Here is a 13,729-nt window from a genome sequence, read left to right as displayed (position 1 = left end):
CCGTCTCGAAGGACGAGGTGATGGCAATTCGCTATTGCCCAACCTTATCCTGAGCTTGTCGAAAGGGCAGGTTTTCAGGGATGCGGCAGCGGAAAGCCGTGCCGCTCCGCAAGGGTGGCCAGTATCTTGTGCGGGTCGCCGATCAGCGAACGCTCTTCATGCCTCCCGGTCTCGAACGGGGACCGGTCGCCATTCTTCAATATGAGCAAGGGCAGGTTTTGGTTGTCTTCGCCTGCCAGCTCTATGACGGCCTTGCGCGGACGCTGCCAGTCAACGCGCTCTATATCCAGCCGGTCTCCCAGTGCCGGAAAGGAAGCCAGAACACCCTCGATGAGGGCGCAATGCCAGCAATAGAAAAGCTGGCCGGGATAAGCCGGATCTTCAAAACCCGGTTTCAAGAGAAAAAGTCTGTCCTTACTCATGCCGTTTGTCCCAAGGCTGGCTGCAAAAAAGGATGATGCGTGGCGCAAAATCGCCAGCTTTAGAATAGATTTCCAAGTCAGATGCCCACAACAGACGTATAGCTTGATCTCGATTGTAAGAGCCTGTTCCAAAAGTCGCCATGCCGGTCTGCAAATGGCAATTTCCTGCGTTCCGGTGCTCATGTACGTTCAGTACATTGCGCTCCGGTACTCGAAAATCACCATTTTCGCCACGGCCTGCCGCTTTTTGATTCAGGCTCTAAGAGGTCAACTTTTTCGCATCGCGCCCTAGCTTACAATTCTATCGTCTTCTTCTCTGTTTCAGGAGTTCCGTTCATGAGCGAAAAGATCAATCGCCGTATCGTGCTGGCATCGCGCCCGGAAGGTCGGCCGACCGCAGAAAACTTCCGGCTGGAGGAAGCGGCGATTCCGGGCCCCGGTGACGGCGAGGTTCTCCTGAGACTGCACTATCTGTCGCTCGATCCCTATATGCGCGGGCGTATGAGCGCGGCCAAATCCTATGCCGCGCCGGTGGCAATCGGAGACGTGATGGAGGGCGGCACGGTAGGCGAAGTCGTTGAAAGCAGGAGCGCGGGCTTTGCGCCGGGCGACTTTGTGCTTTCCCATTCGGGCTGGCAGGATTATGCGGTTGCCGATGCATCGACCTTGCGCAAGCTCGACCCGAAGGAAGCTCCTGTAACGACGGCGCTTGGTGTTCTCGGCATGCCGGGCTTTACCGCCTATTCCGGCCTCCTCACCATAGGCCAGCCGAAACCGGGCGAGACTGTCGTGGTTGCGGCGGCAACCGGTCCGGTCGGTTCTGCCGTCGGGCAGATTGCCCGGATGAAGGGCGCGCGCGCCATCGGCATTGCCGGCGGAGCCGATAAATGCAAGGCGTTGATTGATGAATTCGGTTTCGATGTGGCGATTGACCACCACAGCAAGAATTTCGCGCAGGAACTGGCTGCGGCCTGCCCGAAGGGCATCGACGTTTATTTTGAAAATGTCGGCGGCAAGGTTTTCGATGCTGTGTTTCCGCTGTTGAACCAGTTTGCACGTGTTCCGGTCTGCGGACTGATCGCGCAGTATAATCAGAGCGGACCGTTCGACGGGCCTGACCGGCTGCCGCTGGTAATGCGGGATATTCTGTCGAAAAGCCTGACCATTCGCGGCTTTATCCAGCGCGATTTTGCCGATCAGAGGCCAGCCTTTTACCATGACATGGTGGAGTGGATTGCCGATGGTCAGGTGCGCTATCGCGAAGACATTGTCGATGGATTGGAAAATGCGCCGAAAGCTTTCATTTCCCTGCTGGAAGGCGGCAATTTCGGAAAGCTCATCATAAAGCTCGCATAATACCAAAACTCGATGAGTTTGACTCATCGAGTTTTGGTTAAGCCTGTGCGGCGACTGAGCATTTTCAGGGCGTGATGCGTTAGCATCTCAGTGCCCTGGTATAAGACTGCAATAAACTGCTTGCAGAACTGCGCCTTGAGCGTGATGCTGTGCCTGTTTCTTCTGTTGGAAACTAGTGTGGCGAATCCGAAATTCGTATCACTCTGGAGCGGGGTTGCGAACGAATTTCGGATTCAAAGCCACCACACTGGGTCATTGCAAAGGGCAGGCAGAGCATGGGCGAGCGCCAGCAGGCGGGCATAGGGGAAGGCGGCGGGCCGGGACGCGAGCGTCAGGAAGAGGCCCGGCGTATTCTCGACAGGCTCGAACGCGAGCAGACCGGTGCGGAAGGCATCGTGCGGCGTGGGTTTTCCCGTACTGCGCACCATCTGGCTGCCGCCGATGCTCCCGAAAATGATCCCATCGAGCTCTGGGCCACGCGTGTCGGGCGCGGGCTCGGCTTCCTCATCACGCTGGCGATCATCGTCTGGCTCATTTTCTATCTCATGCAAAGCTAGGTACCCAATGACGCTTTCTGCGCCTTCGGATGCGACAACCGTTATTGTCATCTCAAGCCATGTCGTGCGCGGATCGGTTGGCAATCGAGCCGCCGTATTCGCATTGGAAACGCTGGGTTTTCCTGTCTGGGCCGTGCCGACCGTGGTGCTGCCCTGGCATCCGGGCCATGGGCCTGCTGGGCGTATCGTGCCACCGGCGGAAGAGTTTTCGCGCCTGATGCAGGATCTTCAGCGTGCACCGTGGCTTGGCGAAGTGGGCGCTGTTCTGACCGGCTATCTCGGGCATCCCGAGCAGGCGGCAGCCGTTGCCGAACTGGTCAAAGCCGTGAAGGTGAAAAATCCGGGGGCGGTCTATCTGTGCGATCCGGTCATCGGCGATGAAAAGGGGCTTTATGTGCCCGAAGCAACCGCCATGGGCATTCGCGACAAGCTTCTGCCGCTTGCCGATATCGCGACACCCAATCGTTTCGAGCTTTCATGGCTGACCGGCGTTCCGCTGGAAGACAATACCGCCTTGATGGAGGCCGCATTGGAAGCCGGTCCGGCAACCATGCTGGTCACTTCGGCCTTTCCGCTGATGAGCGGCAGCATCGGCAATATTCTACTCACGCCGACCATGGCGCTGATGGCCGAACATCGCCGTGTCGATGGGCCGACCAACGGTCTCGGCGATCTGACCTCTGCCGTGTTTCTGGCGCGTCGCCTGTCTGGCATGGCAGAGGAAAAGATGCTGCAAAGCACGACTGCGGCAGTGTTCGAGATCATGGCGCGTTCGGCAAAGCGCGGGGCGGATGAGCTGATGCTGGAGGCCGATGCGTCGAGCCTTGCCACGCCGATGGCCATGGTGCAGACGCGGCGGCTGATGCATCCGACCAAGGGGCTCCGCGCTTGACGCAGACCGCCGACGCGCTCGCTGGTGTTGATGGCTGCCCCGGCGGTTGGATCGCCGTGATCGGGGATGGCGGCAGCTTGCGAGCCGAAGTGTTCGGCAGTTTCTCCGGCCTGGTGGCGTCGCTTTCGCAGAGCGCGGTCATTGCCGTCGACATGCCGATCGGACTGCCGGAAAAGGGCGGTCGTTCTGCGGAGCGGGCCGCACGGGCTCATCTTGGCGAAAGGCAGTCGAGTGTCTTTTCCATTCCGCCGCGTGCTGCCGTCTATGCCCGCGATTATCGTGAGAGCTGTTCCTTGTCGCTGGAACGAACCGATCCGCCACGCAAGGTTTCCCGACAGGCTTTCGGGCTGTTCCCGAAAATTTGCGAGATTGATGAATTGTTGCGCGCTGATGCGGGGCTGGCGACACGCATTATCGAATCGCATCCCGAACTGGCTTTTACGGCTTTGAATGGCATGAAGGCCATGTCCCTGCCGAAAAAGATCAAAAGCCGGGTGAACCCGGAAGGCATGGCCGAGCGCCGGGCTTTGCTGCAGCGCTGCGGATTGCCGGAGAATTTTTTGAAAAGTCCTGTTCCGCGCGGAGCGAAGGAGGATGACTTTCTCGACGCCTGCGCCATGTATCTCGTGGCTGGTCGTCATGCGCGCGGTGAAGCGCGTCCGCATCCCGACCACGTCGAACGCGACGCTTTCGGTCTTCGCATGGCGATATGGGCTTGAGAAGCTTGCATGAAAAGTGAACGGGATCATGCGTCCAATTGGACGCAGCCGCTTCAGTGCATTTCGATTGATCTCGGTTTTCGATAGGGATATTGGAAAAATATGGTTGATCTTCCAGACTCACTTCTCGCCGGTTATCGAACCTTCATGCGCGAGCATTTTACCCACGAAACCTCACGATATCGCCATTTGGCCGACAAGGGACAATCGCCGGAAACGCTGGTTATTGCTTGTTGTGATTCCCGTGCGGCTCCCGAAACCATCTTCAACACGGCGCCCGGCGAAATCTTCGTTCTGCGCAATGTTGCCAATCTCATCCCGCCCTACGAACCCGATGGCGAATATCATGCCGCTTCGGCAGCACTGGAATTTGCGGTTCAGAGCCTCAAGGTGAAGAACATCGTCGTCATGGGCCATGGCCGTTGCGGCGGCATCAAGGCTGCGCTGGACACCGAAAGCGCACCGCTTTCGCCAGGCGACTTCATCGGCAAGTGGATGAGCCTCATCGCGCCTGCCGCCGAAGCCATCAGCGGCAATCAGCTCATGACGCAGAGCGAACGCCAGACTGCGCTGGAGCGTATCTCGATCCGCTACTCCATCAACAATCTGCGCACATTTCCTTGCGTCGATATTCTGGAGAAGAAGGGTAAGCTTACCCTGCATGGCGCATGGTTCGATATTTCGACCGGCGAGCTGTGGGTAATGGATCACCAGACGGGTGATTTCACGCGGCCCGACCCGGCCTGATCAAGCTTTCAGAAAACGCTTCCTGAAACGGCTCCTCTCAGATCGAAAGGGGCCGTTTTGCCATATTTTGGACCGCTGAAATCGGCGTTTTTGTCTTCAAAATGCGAAAATTCGCAACAAAATATACAAAAATAGCCCCAAACTTTGGGGCTATTCTGTGAAGCTTGAAGCTTTTCTGCGGCAATTTCAAAGCGAAATTGCGATTTCAGCCTTCTGCCCTTACTTGCCGTCGATGGCCTTGCCCATGACGGCGATGGCGCGCTGGTAAACCTGTGCAGCATTCCAGCCCTGGATCGCGCCGTAGTTCGGTTCGCCCGGCTGATAGCCTGCGCCGCGCTGCCAGCCATGGCCGACGAGGAAGTTCGCGGTCGAATAGAGCGCGTCCGCCTTGTTGCGCAGGTCGAAATGGGCGCTGCCCGAACCGCTGACACCATACTTCAGGACGTTTGCCGGCATGAACTGGGTCTGGCCGACTTCACCGTGCATCGCGCCGACAGCCTGCGGGCTGAGATCGCCCTGATCGACGAGCTTGAGAGCGGCATAGAGTTGGCCGGTGAAGTAGTCGGAACGGCGGCAGTCATAGGCCAGCGTTGCAACGGCGGATACCGTGTGCTGCTTGCCGAGATAGGAGCCGAAACCGGTTTCCATGCCCCAGATCGCGATCAGCGGACCGGCTGGAACGCCGTAGCGCTTTTCGATTGCCGCGAAGAGAGCTGCGTTCTGCTGCTTCTGCGCGCGACCACGCTTGATGATCGTATCTGCGCCGCGCTTCTTCATGAAATCTTCGAAGGAGAGCTTGAAGCTCTTCTGATTGCGGTCGGCATTGATGGTAGCCTGCGCATATTTGGTGCCGGCCAGCGCATTGAGGCCTGCCTTGCCAACGCCGCGCGACGGCGCTTCCTTAAGGGTCTGCTGGAGCCAGGCATTATAGCCGGCGGCGTTATTGCCGCACTGGGCAGCCTCGGCAATGCCTGTTCCCGTCATCATGCCCATTGCAAGAACTGCTGCTGCGGTCCAAGACCGGCCCTTGGCAACCAATGCCATTCGTTTCTCCTTTGGAGTGATTCGACCTCAACGCGAATTTGCCATTCCTTACACCAAATGTCATGCGGCAACGGCAAAGCGTGCAGAGACAGGTGCGGAATGCCGCGTTTACAAGCATTTTTGCACAAAAACAGCAAGCTTTTGTTGGCTGCCAAACGGCGAGTGAAATTTTTCGCTTGGAAGCTGTGGCTTTCATATCTATTGCTTGCATGTGTACTGGTAAAAAAACTTTACCACCATTGCATAGTTGAGCTTCAACATTCGCGACATTGACGGGGAGGACGCCCATGTCGTACGGATTTCTTGCGCTATTTGCGTTTTTGCCAATTCTTGTAGCCGGCGTCATGCTGGTTGGATTTCGTATTCAGGCCCGCATCGCGATGCCGGTGACCTATGTGCTGACTGTGGTGATCGCCATGGCGATCTGGGGCATGAGCGGAAACCGGGTCATTGCCTCGACCATTCAGGGGCTGATCCAGACGGCAGGTCTGCTCTGGATTATTTTCGGAGCGATTCTGCTTCTCAACACACTGAAATATTCGGGCGGCATTTCTGCGATCCGTTCCGGCTTTGCCCAGATCAGCCCGGACCGCCGCATTCAGGTGTTTCTGATTGCCTGGCTGTTTGGTTCGTTCATCGAAGGCGCATCGGGTTTCGGCACGCCTGCCGCCGTCGTGGCGCCGCTGATGGTGGCTGTCGGATTTCCGGCCCTTGCCGCTGTAACTTTCGGACTGATCATCCAGTCCACGCCGGTATCGTTCGGTGCCGTCGGCACGCCACTCATCGTCGGTGTCCAGTCAGGTCTCAACCGCGAGGCGCTGACGGCGCAATTGCAGGGCGCCGGGTCGAGCTGGGAACAGTTCTTTCACATCATCACATCGGAAGTGGCCATCCTGCACGCAATCTGCGGCACGTTCATGCCGTTGTTCCTGGTGGTCATCATGACCCGTTTCTTCGGGCGCAACCGCTCCTGGACCGAAGGGCTTGCCATTCTGCCGTTTGCGCTGTTTGCGGCTTTCTCGTTCACCATTCCCTATGTGTTGAGCGCGGTTTTCCTCGGTGCAGAATTTCCGTCCATGATCGGCGGTCTGGTCGGCCTCGCGCTGGCGACATTTGCGGCGCGCGGCGGTTTTCTCATGCCAAAGCGGAGCTGGGATTTCCCGCCTGCTGCGGAATGGCCTGCAGGCTGGGTCGGCACCGTCCAGATTAAGCTCGATGAATTGACTTCGAAGAAAATCCCGCTTGCTCTGGCGTGGACGCCATACATTCTGCTGGCGATTTTTCTGGTGGTCAGCCGCACGTTTCCATCGGTTGGCAATGCGCTGAAGTCGATCACTTTCGTTGCCAGGGACATCATGGGTGAAACTGGGGTGGGTGGTGATTTCACGCCGCTTTTCCTGCCGGGCGGTCTTCTGGTCATCGTCTGTGTTATCACCTTCTTCCTGCATCGGATGAATGGCGGGCAGTTCGCCAAGGCTTTCGGTGAAAGCACCAAGACGCTGGTGGGCGCGGGCTTCGTGCTCCTGTTCACCGTGCCGATGGTGCGCGTCATGATCAATTCTGGCGTCAACGGCAAGGATTTGGTCAGCATGCCGCTGATGGTTGCTGATTGGGTGGCAGTGGAAGTCGGCAATGTCTATCCGTTCTTCGCGCCGTCTGTCGGTGCGCTGGGTGCGTTCCTTGCCGGGTCCAACACGGTATCGAACCTCATGCTCAGCCAGTTCCAGTATGGCGTGGCGGAAGGGCTTGGTATTTCCGGTGCGCTGATGGTCGCCGGTCAGTCGGTGGGCGCTGCCGCTGGCAACATGATCGCGATCCACAACGTGGTTGCGGCTTCCGCTACGGTCGGCTTGCTGGGGCGTGAAGGCACGACCTTGCGCATGACCATCATTCCCACGATCTATTATGTGGTTCTGGCGGGAACGCTTCTGATGATCGGCCTTTATGTGCTGGGCATCGGCGATCCGCTTGCCGATGTGGCCGCACAGTAAAACAAAATAGAAACCGGCCCTGTATTGGAGCGCATCCCGAAAATTGCGAAACGGTTTTCGGAACAAGATGTGCCCAAAACAAACTGGGCCGGTTTCAGTGCGTTTCTGGCCTTTTGCTTGACATTGCGGGCTGATCGCCTTAAAGCCAGCTCCAATCTATCCGCGATCTTCAGAACGCGAGCCACCGACCGGGACCCATTTGGTATAAAGCGATCCCGGAGGTCCACATCCGACAGCGCGATGCGCCCTCGGGTGCTGTATCGCTTTGGTTGCTTCTTGAACTGGCAGATAAGCGGGACGATCTATCCCGGATGAAGCCTCCCGCCTATTCCCGGATATAAGGATAACCCGATGTTTGAATCACTTCAGGAGCGTCTTGGCTCCATCCTGAACGGCCTTACCGGACGCGGCGCTCTTTCTGAAGCCGACGTGACCGCAGCGCTGCGCGAAGTGCGCCGTGCGCTGATCGAAGCCGACGTTTCGCTGGAAGTGGTTCGCTCGTTCACCGACCGCGTTCGTGAGAAGGCTGTTGGCGCTGAAATCCTGAAAAGCATCAAGCCCGGCCAGATGGTCGTCAAGATCGTCCATGACGAGCTTGTCGAGATGCTTGGGACCGAAGGCGTTGCGATTGACCTGAATGCGCCTGCACCTGTCGTCATCATGATGGTCGGTCTGCAAGGTTCTGGTAAGACGACCACCACCGGCAAGATTGCCAAGCGCCTGACCGAGCGCCAGCGCAAGAAGGTGCTGATGGCGTCGCTCGATACGCGCCGTCCGGCTGCACAGGAACAGCTTCGCCAGCTTGGCATCCAGACCGGTGTCGATACGCTGCCGATCATTGCCGGTCAGTCGCCGGTCGAAATCGCCAAGCGTGCCGTACAGGCTGCAAAGCTCGGCGCGCACGATGTCGTCATTCTCGATACCGCAGGCCGCACGCATATTGACGAGCCGCTGATGGTGGAAATGGCGGATATCCGCAAGGCCGCCAATCCGCATGAAATCCTGCTCGTAGCCGACAGCCTGACCGGTCAGGATGCCGTCAATCTGGCGCGCAATTTTGATGATCGCGTCGGCATCACCGGTATCGTCCTGACTCGTATGGACGGCGATGGTCGCGGTGGTGCGGCCCTTTCGATGCGCGCCATCACCGGCAAGCCGATCAAGCTGATCGCCACCGGCGAAAAGATGGATGCGCTGGAGGAATTCTATCCCAAGCGCATCGCCGACCGTATTCTCGGCATGGGCGATATTGTTTCGCTCGTGGAAAAGGCTGCTGAAAACATCGATGCGGAAAAAGCCGCGGCGATGGCCAAGAAGATGCAGTCGGGCAAGTTCGATCTCAATGATCTTGCCGATCAGCTCGGCCAGATGAAAAAGCTCGGCGGCATGGGCAGCATCATGGGCATGATGCCCGGCATGGGCGGAATGAAGGACAAGGCTGCAGCAGCCGGTCTCGACGACAAGGTGTTCGACCGCCAGCTCGCAATCATCGGCTCGATGACCAAGGCCGAGCGCGCCAATCCCGACCTTCTCAAGCACAGCCGCAAGCAGCGCATTGCCAAAGGTTCAGGCACGACTGCTGCCGACATCAACAAGCTTCTCAAGATGCACCGCCAGATGGCCGACATGATGAAAGTCATGGGCAAGGGCAAGGGCGGAATGATGAAGCAGATGATGGGCGGTCTTGCCAGCAAGATGGGCCTTGGCGGTCTGGGCGGCGGCATGGGCGGCCTCGGCGGCATGCCGGATCTGTCGAAGATGGACCCGAAGCAGCTTGAAGCGCTTGCCAAGCAGGCGGAAGCAGCGGGCTTGACCAAGGGTGGAATGCCGGGGCTTCCCGGCGGTGGACTGCCCGGCCTGGGTGGACCCAAGCTTCCCGGTCTTGGTGGCGGCCTTCCCGGTCTTCCGAAGAAGAAGTGAGCATCATGAGCGACGAACAGAACACTGCACCGGCTGAACTTCTGGCACTGCGCGCCTCCATCGACAATATCGATGCTGCGCTGATCCACATGCTGGCCGAACGTTTTCGCTGCACCAAGGCTGTCGGTGTACTCAAGGCTGAACGCGGCCTCGCACCGGCTGATCCGGCCCGCGAAAAGCGTCAGGTGGAACGTCTGCGCGCTCTGGCAACCGACGCCCATCTCGATCCCGATTTCGCCGAAAAATTCCTGAACTTCATCGTGAAGGAAGTCATTCGGCATCATGAGCATGCCGCCGCAAATCACGGCGGAAAGTAAAGCGCATCCCGAAAAGTGTGAAACGGTTTTCGGGTAAGATGCGCGTCAAAATAACAACTGCATCAGCAGTCTAACCCGTTTTGTCCCGGCCATCCTCGGGCGAAGCAATTGTCTAAAGGAAAGAAACAATGTCTCTGAAGATTCGTCTGGCCCGCGCTGGCTCCAAGAAGCGTCCTTACTACCACATCGTTGTTGCCGACGTCCGCAGCCCGCGCGACGGCCGCTTCATCGAAACCGTTGGCGCATGGAACCCGATGCTGGCCAAGGATGCTGAACGCGTGAAGCTCGATGCCGACCGCATCCAGCATTGGATTGCACAGGGCGCACAGCCGACCGACCGCGTTCTGCGCTTCCTCGACCAGGCTGGTCTTGCAAAGCGTCCGACCCGCAGCAACCCGACCAAGGGTGAGCCGGGCAAGAAGGCTCAGGAACGTCTGGCCATGGCCAAGCAGGCTGAAGAAGAAGCTGCTGCAAAGGCCGCTGAAGCTGCCGCAGCCGCTGCTGCTCCGGCTGAAGAAGCTGCAAGCGAATAATCTTCGCGCAGTTTTATGGTTTGAAAAAGCGGCGGAGCAATCCGCCGCTTTTTTGTTGGGCTGGGCATAGCCATTCTCGTCAGAAACGACCCGGCTGACGGATAGCTATCATTGTGCTACGAAATCCGACATGGAACATTCTGGTGAAATTCTCATCCTGACCGGCACACCGGGCGCCGGTAAAACCACAACTGCCGAGATGCTTGCGAACCAGCCGGGTTCGCCGAAGGTTCATCTTCATTCGGACGATTTCTGGCACTTCATCAAAAACGGTGCGATCCAGCCCTACCTGCCGGAAGCCCATGCGCAAAATGCCATCGTGATGGATGCGTTGACCAAGGTGGCCAAAGCCTATGCCGACGGCGGTTATTTCGTCATTGTCGACGGGATAATCGGGCCATGGTTTCTCGAGCCGTTCCGAACGCTGGCCGCGCCGCTTCATTATGTGGTTCTGAGGCCATCTCTCGATGAGGCGATCCGGCGTTGCCGCGAGAGGGGCGGCAATACGCTGACCGATCCGGGGCCGATTGCAGAACTTCACCGGCAATTGTCTGCACTGGGTCCGCTTGAGCCGCATGTGCTGGCCACAGAAGGGCTATCGCGCAGCCAGACGCTTGCCGCTGTCTGCGCGGCGGTCGAAAGCAGTGCTTTCCGATTGCACGCCTGAAATCGGACTGTGGTGTTCGCAGTTTTACCTTGTTGTTCAAATCGACTGGAAAACGAGAGGATTTCGTCTATCTTGTTGATTTGACGGCTCGCATTCACGTGAACACACATATGCGGGTGACAGATTTGTTTTCCCGGCGCTTGGCAAAGCGCTCTTTTCAGGAGAAGTCCATGTCGGCTGCGACGGTTGCCACTTCTTTCTCTTTTCGCCGTATTTTCATCGCTCTTGGTCTCGCTGTTCTGGTTCCGCTGCTATCGGCATGCGGTTTCAACACGATCCCGACCAATGAGGAAAAGGCGAAAGCCGCCTGGGGCGAGGTGCAGAACCAATACCAGCGCCGCGCCGATCTCGTGCCCAATCTGGTCGAGACCGTGAAAGGCTATGCCGCACACGAACAGGAAACCCTGCAGGCCGTGATCGAGGCGCGCGCCAAGGCGACGCAGGTGCAGATCACGCCGGAAACGCTCAACAATCCGGAACTCTTCAAGCAGTTTCAGGATAATCAGGCCAATCTGACAAGCGCATTGTCGCGCCTGATGGTGGTGGTCGAGCGCTATCCGGACCTGAAAGCCAACCAGAACTTCCTTGCATTGCAGTCGCAGCTTGAAGGCACCGAAAACCGCATCGCCGTCGCACGTCGCGACTATATTGAGGCGGTTCGCGTCTACAACACGGCGCTGCGCACCATGCCGACGATGATCTGGACGTGGATCTGGTATCGCGATGCACAGCCGATGCAGAGCTTCAGCGCCGATGCGGGCAGTCAGGCCGCGCCTAAAGTCAACTTCAACTGACGGCGCGTCTCATGATGCGTTTCGGGGCGAGTGCAGCACTCTCGCGTGATCGTCGCGGTCTTGGCTGGTTGGGCTGGCCGCGACATCTCCTTGCGCTCGCTTTCCTGTTGTTTTCCGCAGCGCTGACGCTGCACACGGCGGCCCTTGCACAGGATGCGCCAAAGCCTGCACAGGCCTTGACCGGTCGCGTGGTGGATGCGGCGGGGATCATCGACCCCGCAGAGCGCCAGCAACTGACCCAGAAGCTTGCCGATTTTGAAGCGAAATCGTCGGATCAGGTGGTCGTGGTGACGGTCCCGAGCCTCAATGGCGAAGACATAGAAACCTATTCCAACCGCCTGTTCCGTGCCTGGGCGCTCGGGCAGAAACAGGAAAACAACGGCATATTGCTGGTGGTGGCGCCCAATGACCGCAAGGTGCGGATCGAGGTCGGCTATGGTCTCGAAGGCGTCATGACCGATGCGCTTTCAAGCGTCATCATCAATGGCACCATCATTCCCGAGTTCCGTACCGGCAATTACTCGAATGGTATCGTGCAGGGCGTGGATGGCATTCTTTCGGTGCTTTCCGGCGATGCAGCCGAGCTTGAAGCGCGGGCCAAGCGCAATGTGCAGTCGAGTTCGGATGATGTCGACTGGGTCTTTGTCGTCTTCATTGCCTTCTGGTGCCTGATCTTCTTCGGCGGTTTCGGCATGGCGATCCTGACGCCGGTTTTCGGACGCAAGATCGGGCCGGGCAAATATCAGTGGCTCGGCATGGTCGTGGATTACAACAATCGCGGCGGCGGCTCTGGCGGCAGGGGTGGTGGAAGCTGGGGCGGCGGCGGTGGCTGGTCGTCCGGCGGGGGAGGCGGTGGTTTCTCCGGTGGTGGCGGTTCATCCGGTGGCGGCGGCGCCTCGGGTAGCTGGTAGGGAGACGCAAGGATGAAGCATCACACGCTGATTGGCGCCGAGGACCACGCCCGCATTGCCGAGGCCATCCGCAAAGCGGAAACCGAGACCAGCGGCGAAATCTATGCGGTCCTGGCGCGCTCCAGCGACGACTATTTCTTTGCGGCGGGCTTTGTTGCGACCTGCGGCATCCTGATTGCTTCGGTGATCGCAGCCTTTCTCGCCCATTGGTACTGGTTCGATATCCGCCTGCCCATGTTCGGGCTTGCGGTGCTGGCGGCGTTTCTGACTGCGATGCTGGTGCTGTGGTTCTTTCCGGCCATCCGCATGATGCTGGTGCCGCGCCGCATCCGTTACAAGCGCGCCCATCTCAATGCGCTGCAACAGTTTCTGGCGCGCAATGTCCATATTACGGAGCACCGTACCGGCATTCTGCTCTTCGTCTCGATGGCCGAGCATTATGCCGAGGTGATCGCCGATGCGGGCATCCATGCGCGTGTCGAGCAGGACGAATGGAATGCAATTGTCGCGACGCTCATCCATCACGCCTCCCGCGCCCAAGTGGCCGAAGGTTTCGTGCTGGCCATCGGTCAGGCCGGGCTTTTGCTGGAGAAACATTTCCCGGCAGGAGCAGACAATATCAATGAGCTGGACGATCACCTGATCGAGCTCTGAGTGGCCGGTTCATTCATCAGAATCATCTGCAACTTTAGTCTGAAATGTGGCGAAGCTGGCCTCTGGATTCGCCCTTTTGGCATGACTTTTGAGCCTCGCGGAGAAATCCGCTGGCATATTCCGAAATTTCGCGAGAAGTTTTCGAAGTTTTGTTCCAAATTAAATGGATTAAATGCGGTCTTTCTGACTTTCCGGGAAATTTTTC

At 58.2% G+C, this 13,729-nt stretch carries 15 protein-coding genes and 1 pseudogene; 14 read left to right on the top strand and 2 right to left on the bottom strand.

Annotation, left to right across the window (positions count from 1 at the left end):
• Positions 1 to 74 precede the first annotated feature (74 nt).
• A complete protein-coding gene (locus tag F9K91_RS09105) occupies positions 75 to 422 on the bottom strand; it encodes a DUF3088 domain-containing protein (protein WP_151555921.1) in 348 nt (115 codons plus the stop codon).
• Positions 423 to 576: 154 nt separating this feature from the next.
• On the opposite strand from F9K91_RS09105, the pseudogene F9K91_RS09100 reads away from it, so the two are divergent.
• From F9K91_RS09100 to F9K91_RS09075, 6 genes and pseudogenes are all read left to right on the top strand, one after another.
• Positions 577 to 687 (top strand): annotated as a pseudogene (locus tag F9K91_RS09100) (flagellar basal body P-ring protein FlgI); the annotation flags it as partial.
• 71 nt (positions 688 to 758) lie between these two features.
• Entirely contained in the window at positions 759 to 1,778 is a 1,020-nt protein-coding gene (locus tag F9K91_RS09095; RefSeq protein ID WP_151555920.1) for an NADP-dependent oxidoreductase, read from the top strand.
• A 275-nt stretch (positions 1,779 to 2,053) separates the two neighbouring features.
• Positions 2,054 to 2,335 (top strand): hypothetical protein, encoded by a 282-nt coding sequence (locus F9K91_RS09090; RefSeq protein WP_061347943.1) that lies wholly within the window; start codon positions 2,054 to 2,056, stop codon positions 2,333 to 2,335.
• A 7-nt stretch (positions 2,336 to 2,342) separates the two neighbouring features.
• A complete protein-coding gene (pdxY, locus tag F9K91_RS09085) occupies positions 2,343 to 3,227 on the top strand; it encodes a pyridoxal kinase PdxY (protein WP_151677653.1) in 885 nt (294 codons plus the stop codon).
• Complete coding sequence (locus tag F9K91_RS09080) at positions 3,224 to 3,946, top strand: DUF429 domain-containing protein (protein WP_151555918.1); 723 nt, start codon at positions 3,224 to 3,226, stop codon at positions 3,944 to 3,946. The genes pdxY and F9K91_RS09080 overlap by 4 nt, the downstream gene beginning before the upstream one ends.
• A 102-nt stretch (positions 3,947 to 4,048) precedes the next feature.
• Positions 4,049 to 4,693 carry a carbonic anhydrase gene (locus F9K91_RS09075; protein WP_151555917.1) on the top strand — a complete coding sequence of 215 codons (645 nt, stop codon included), beginning with the start codon at positions 4,049 to 4,051 and terminating at the stop codon, positions 4,691 to 4,693.
• Between the two features lie 219 nt (positions 4,694 to 4,912).
• Here F9K91_RS09075 and F9K91_RS09070 read toward each other — a convergent pair whose 3' ends face one another.
• Positions 4,913 to 5,737, bottom strand: a complete 825-nt coding sequence (locus F9K91_RS09070) for a lytic murein transglycosylase (protein WP_061347948.1) — start codon at positions 5,735 to 5,737, stop codon at positions 4,913 to 4,915.
• A gap of 287 nt (positions 5,738 to 6,024) precedes the next feature.
• On the opposite strand from F9K91_RS09070, the gene F9K91_RS09060 reads away from it, so the two are divergent.
• The 8 genes from F9K91_RS09060 to F9K91_RS09025 all read left to right on the top strand — a co-directional run bounded on the left by F9K91_RS09060 (position 6,025) and on the right by F9K91_RS09025 (position 13,524).
• Complete coding sequence (locus tag F9K91_RS09060; protein WP_151677652.1) at positions 6,025 to 7,728, top strand: L-lactate permease; 1,704 nt, start codon at positions 6,025 to 6,027, stop codon at positions 7,726 to 7,728.
• A 351-nt stretch (positions 7,729 to 8,079) separates the two neighbouring features.
• Positions 8,080 to 9,648, top strand: a complete 1,569-nt coding sequence (ffh, locus tag F9K91_RS09055; protein WP_151555914.1) for a signal recognition particle protein — start codon at positions 8,080 to 8,082, stop codon at positions 9,646 to 9,648.
• Between the two features lie 5 nt (positions 9,649 to 9,653).
• Positions 9,654 to 9,965, top strand: a complete 312-nt coding sequence (locus F9K91_RS09050) for a chorismate mutase (protein ID WP_010661493.1) — start codon at positions 9,654 to 9,656, stop codon at positions 9,963 to 9,965.
• Between the two features lie 128 nt (positions 9,966 to 10,093).
• On the top strand, positions 10,094 to 10,498 hold the full coding sequence (gene rpsP / locus F9K91_RS09045) for a 30S ribosomal protein S16 (RefSeq protein WP_010661492.1): 405 nt from the start codon (positions 10,094 to 10,096) through the stop codon (positions 10,496 to 10,498).
• A 130-nt stretch (positions 10,499 to 10,628) separates the two neighbouring features.
• Positions 10,629 to 11,165, top strand: a complete 537-nt coding sequence (locus F9K91_RS09040) for an ATP-binding protein (protein WP_151555913.1) — start codon at positions 10,629 to 10,631, stop codon at positions 11,163 to 11,165.
• A gap of 170 nt (positions 11,166 to 11,335) precedes the next feature.
• Entirely contained in the window at positions 11,336 to 11,959 is a 624-nt protein-coding gene (locus tag F9K91_RS09035; RefSeq protein ID WP_010661490.1) for a LemA family protein, read from the top strand.
• An 11-nt stretch (positions 11,960 to 11,970) separates the two neighbouring features.
• The gene (locus F9K91_RS09030) at positions 11,971 to 12,870 is read left to right on the top strand and encodes a TPM domain-containing protein (protein ID WP_094514234.1); all 900 of its coding nucleotides are present in this window, start codon (positions 11,971 to 11,973) and stop codon (positions 12,868 to 12,870) included.
• A 12-nt stretch (positions 12,871 to 12,882) separates the two neighbouring features.
• Positions 12,883 to 13,524, top strand: coding sequence for a TPM domain-containing protein (locus tag F9K91_RS09025; RefSeq protein WP_061347954.1), 642 nt, complete (start codon positions 12,883 to 12,885; stop codon positions 13,522 to 13,524).
• Positions 13,525 to 13,729 lie beyond the last annotated feature (205 nt).

The organism is Brucella tritici (assembly GCF_008932295.1).
GTDB lineage: Bacteria > Pseudomonadota > Alphaproteobacteria > Rhizobiales > Rhizobiaceae > Brucella > Brucella tritici.
Note: the sequence above shows the minus strand (reverse complement) of the source record. Positions and strands in the feature narration are given on the sequence as shown.

Excerpts from the sequence above, each read along its gene's own strand:
- F9K91_RS09050 (WP_010661493.1), top strand. The coding sequence starts at position 9,654 with ATGAGCGACGAACAGAACACTGCACCGGCTGAACTTCTGGCACTGCGC.
- F9K91_RS09025 (WP_061347954.1), top strand. The coding sequence starts at position 12,883 with ATGAAGCATCACACGCTGATTGGCGCCGAGGACCACGCCCGCATTGCC.
- ffh (WP_151555914.1), top strand. The coding sequence starts at position 8,080 with ATGTTTGAATCACTTCAGGAGCGTCTTGGCTCCATCCTGAACGGCCTT.
- F9K91_RS09030 (WP_094514234.1), top strand. The coding sequence starts at position 11,971 with ATGATGCGTTTCGGGGCGAGTGCAGCACTCTCGCGTGATCGTCGCGGT.
- F9K91_RS09075 (WP_151555917.1), top strand. The coding sequence starts at position 4,049 with ATGGTTGATCTTCCAGACTCACTTCTCGCCGGTTATCGAACCTTCATG.
- F9K91_RS09070 (WP_061347948.1), bottom strand. The coding sequence starts at position 5,737 with ATGGCATTGGTTGCCAAGGGCCGGTCTTGGACCGCAGCAGCAGTTCTT.
- F9K91_RS09095 (WP_151555920.1), top strand. The coding sequence starts at position 759 with ATGAGCGAAAAGATCAATCGCCGTATCGTGCTGGCATCGCGCCCGGAA.
- F9K91_RS09105 (WP_151555921.1), bottom strand. The coding sequence starts at position 422 with ATGAGTAAGGACAGACTTTTTCTCTTGAAACCGGGTTTTGAAGATCCG.
- rpsP (WP_010661492.1), top strand. The coding sequence starts at position 10,094 with ATGTCTCTGAAGATTCGTCTGGCCCGCGCTGGCTCCAAGAAGCGTCCT.
- F9K91_RS09040 (WP_151555913.1), top strand. The coding sequence starts at position 10,629 with ATGGAACATTCTGGTGAAATTCTCATCCTGACCGGCACACCGGGCGCC.
- F9K91_RS09090 (WP_061347943.1), top strand. The coding sequence starts at position 2,054 with ATGGGCGAGCGCCAGCAGGCGGGCATAGGGGAAGGCGGCGGGCCGGGA.
- F9K91_RS09035 (WP_010661490.1), top strand. The coding sequence starts at position 11,336 with ATGTCGGCTGCGACGGTTGCCACTTCTTTCTCTTTTCGCCGTATTTTC.
- pdxY (WP_151677653.1), top strand. The coding sequence starts at position 2,343 with ATGACGCTTTCTGCGCCTTCGGATGCGACAACCGTTATTGTCATCTCA.
- F9K91_RS09060 (WP_151677652.1), top strand. The coding sequence starts at position 6,025 with ATGTCGTACGGATTTCTTGCGCTATTTGCGTTTTTGCCAATTCTTGTA.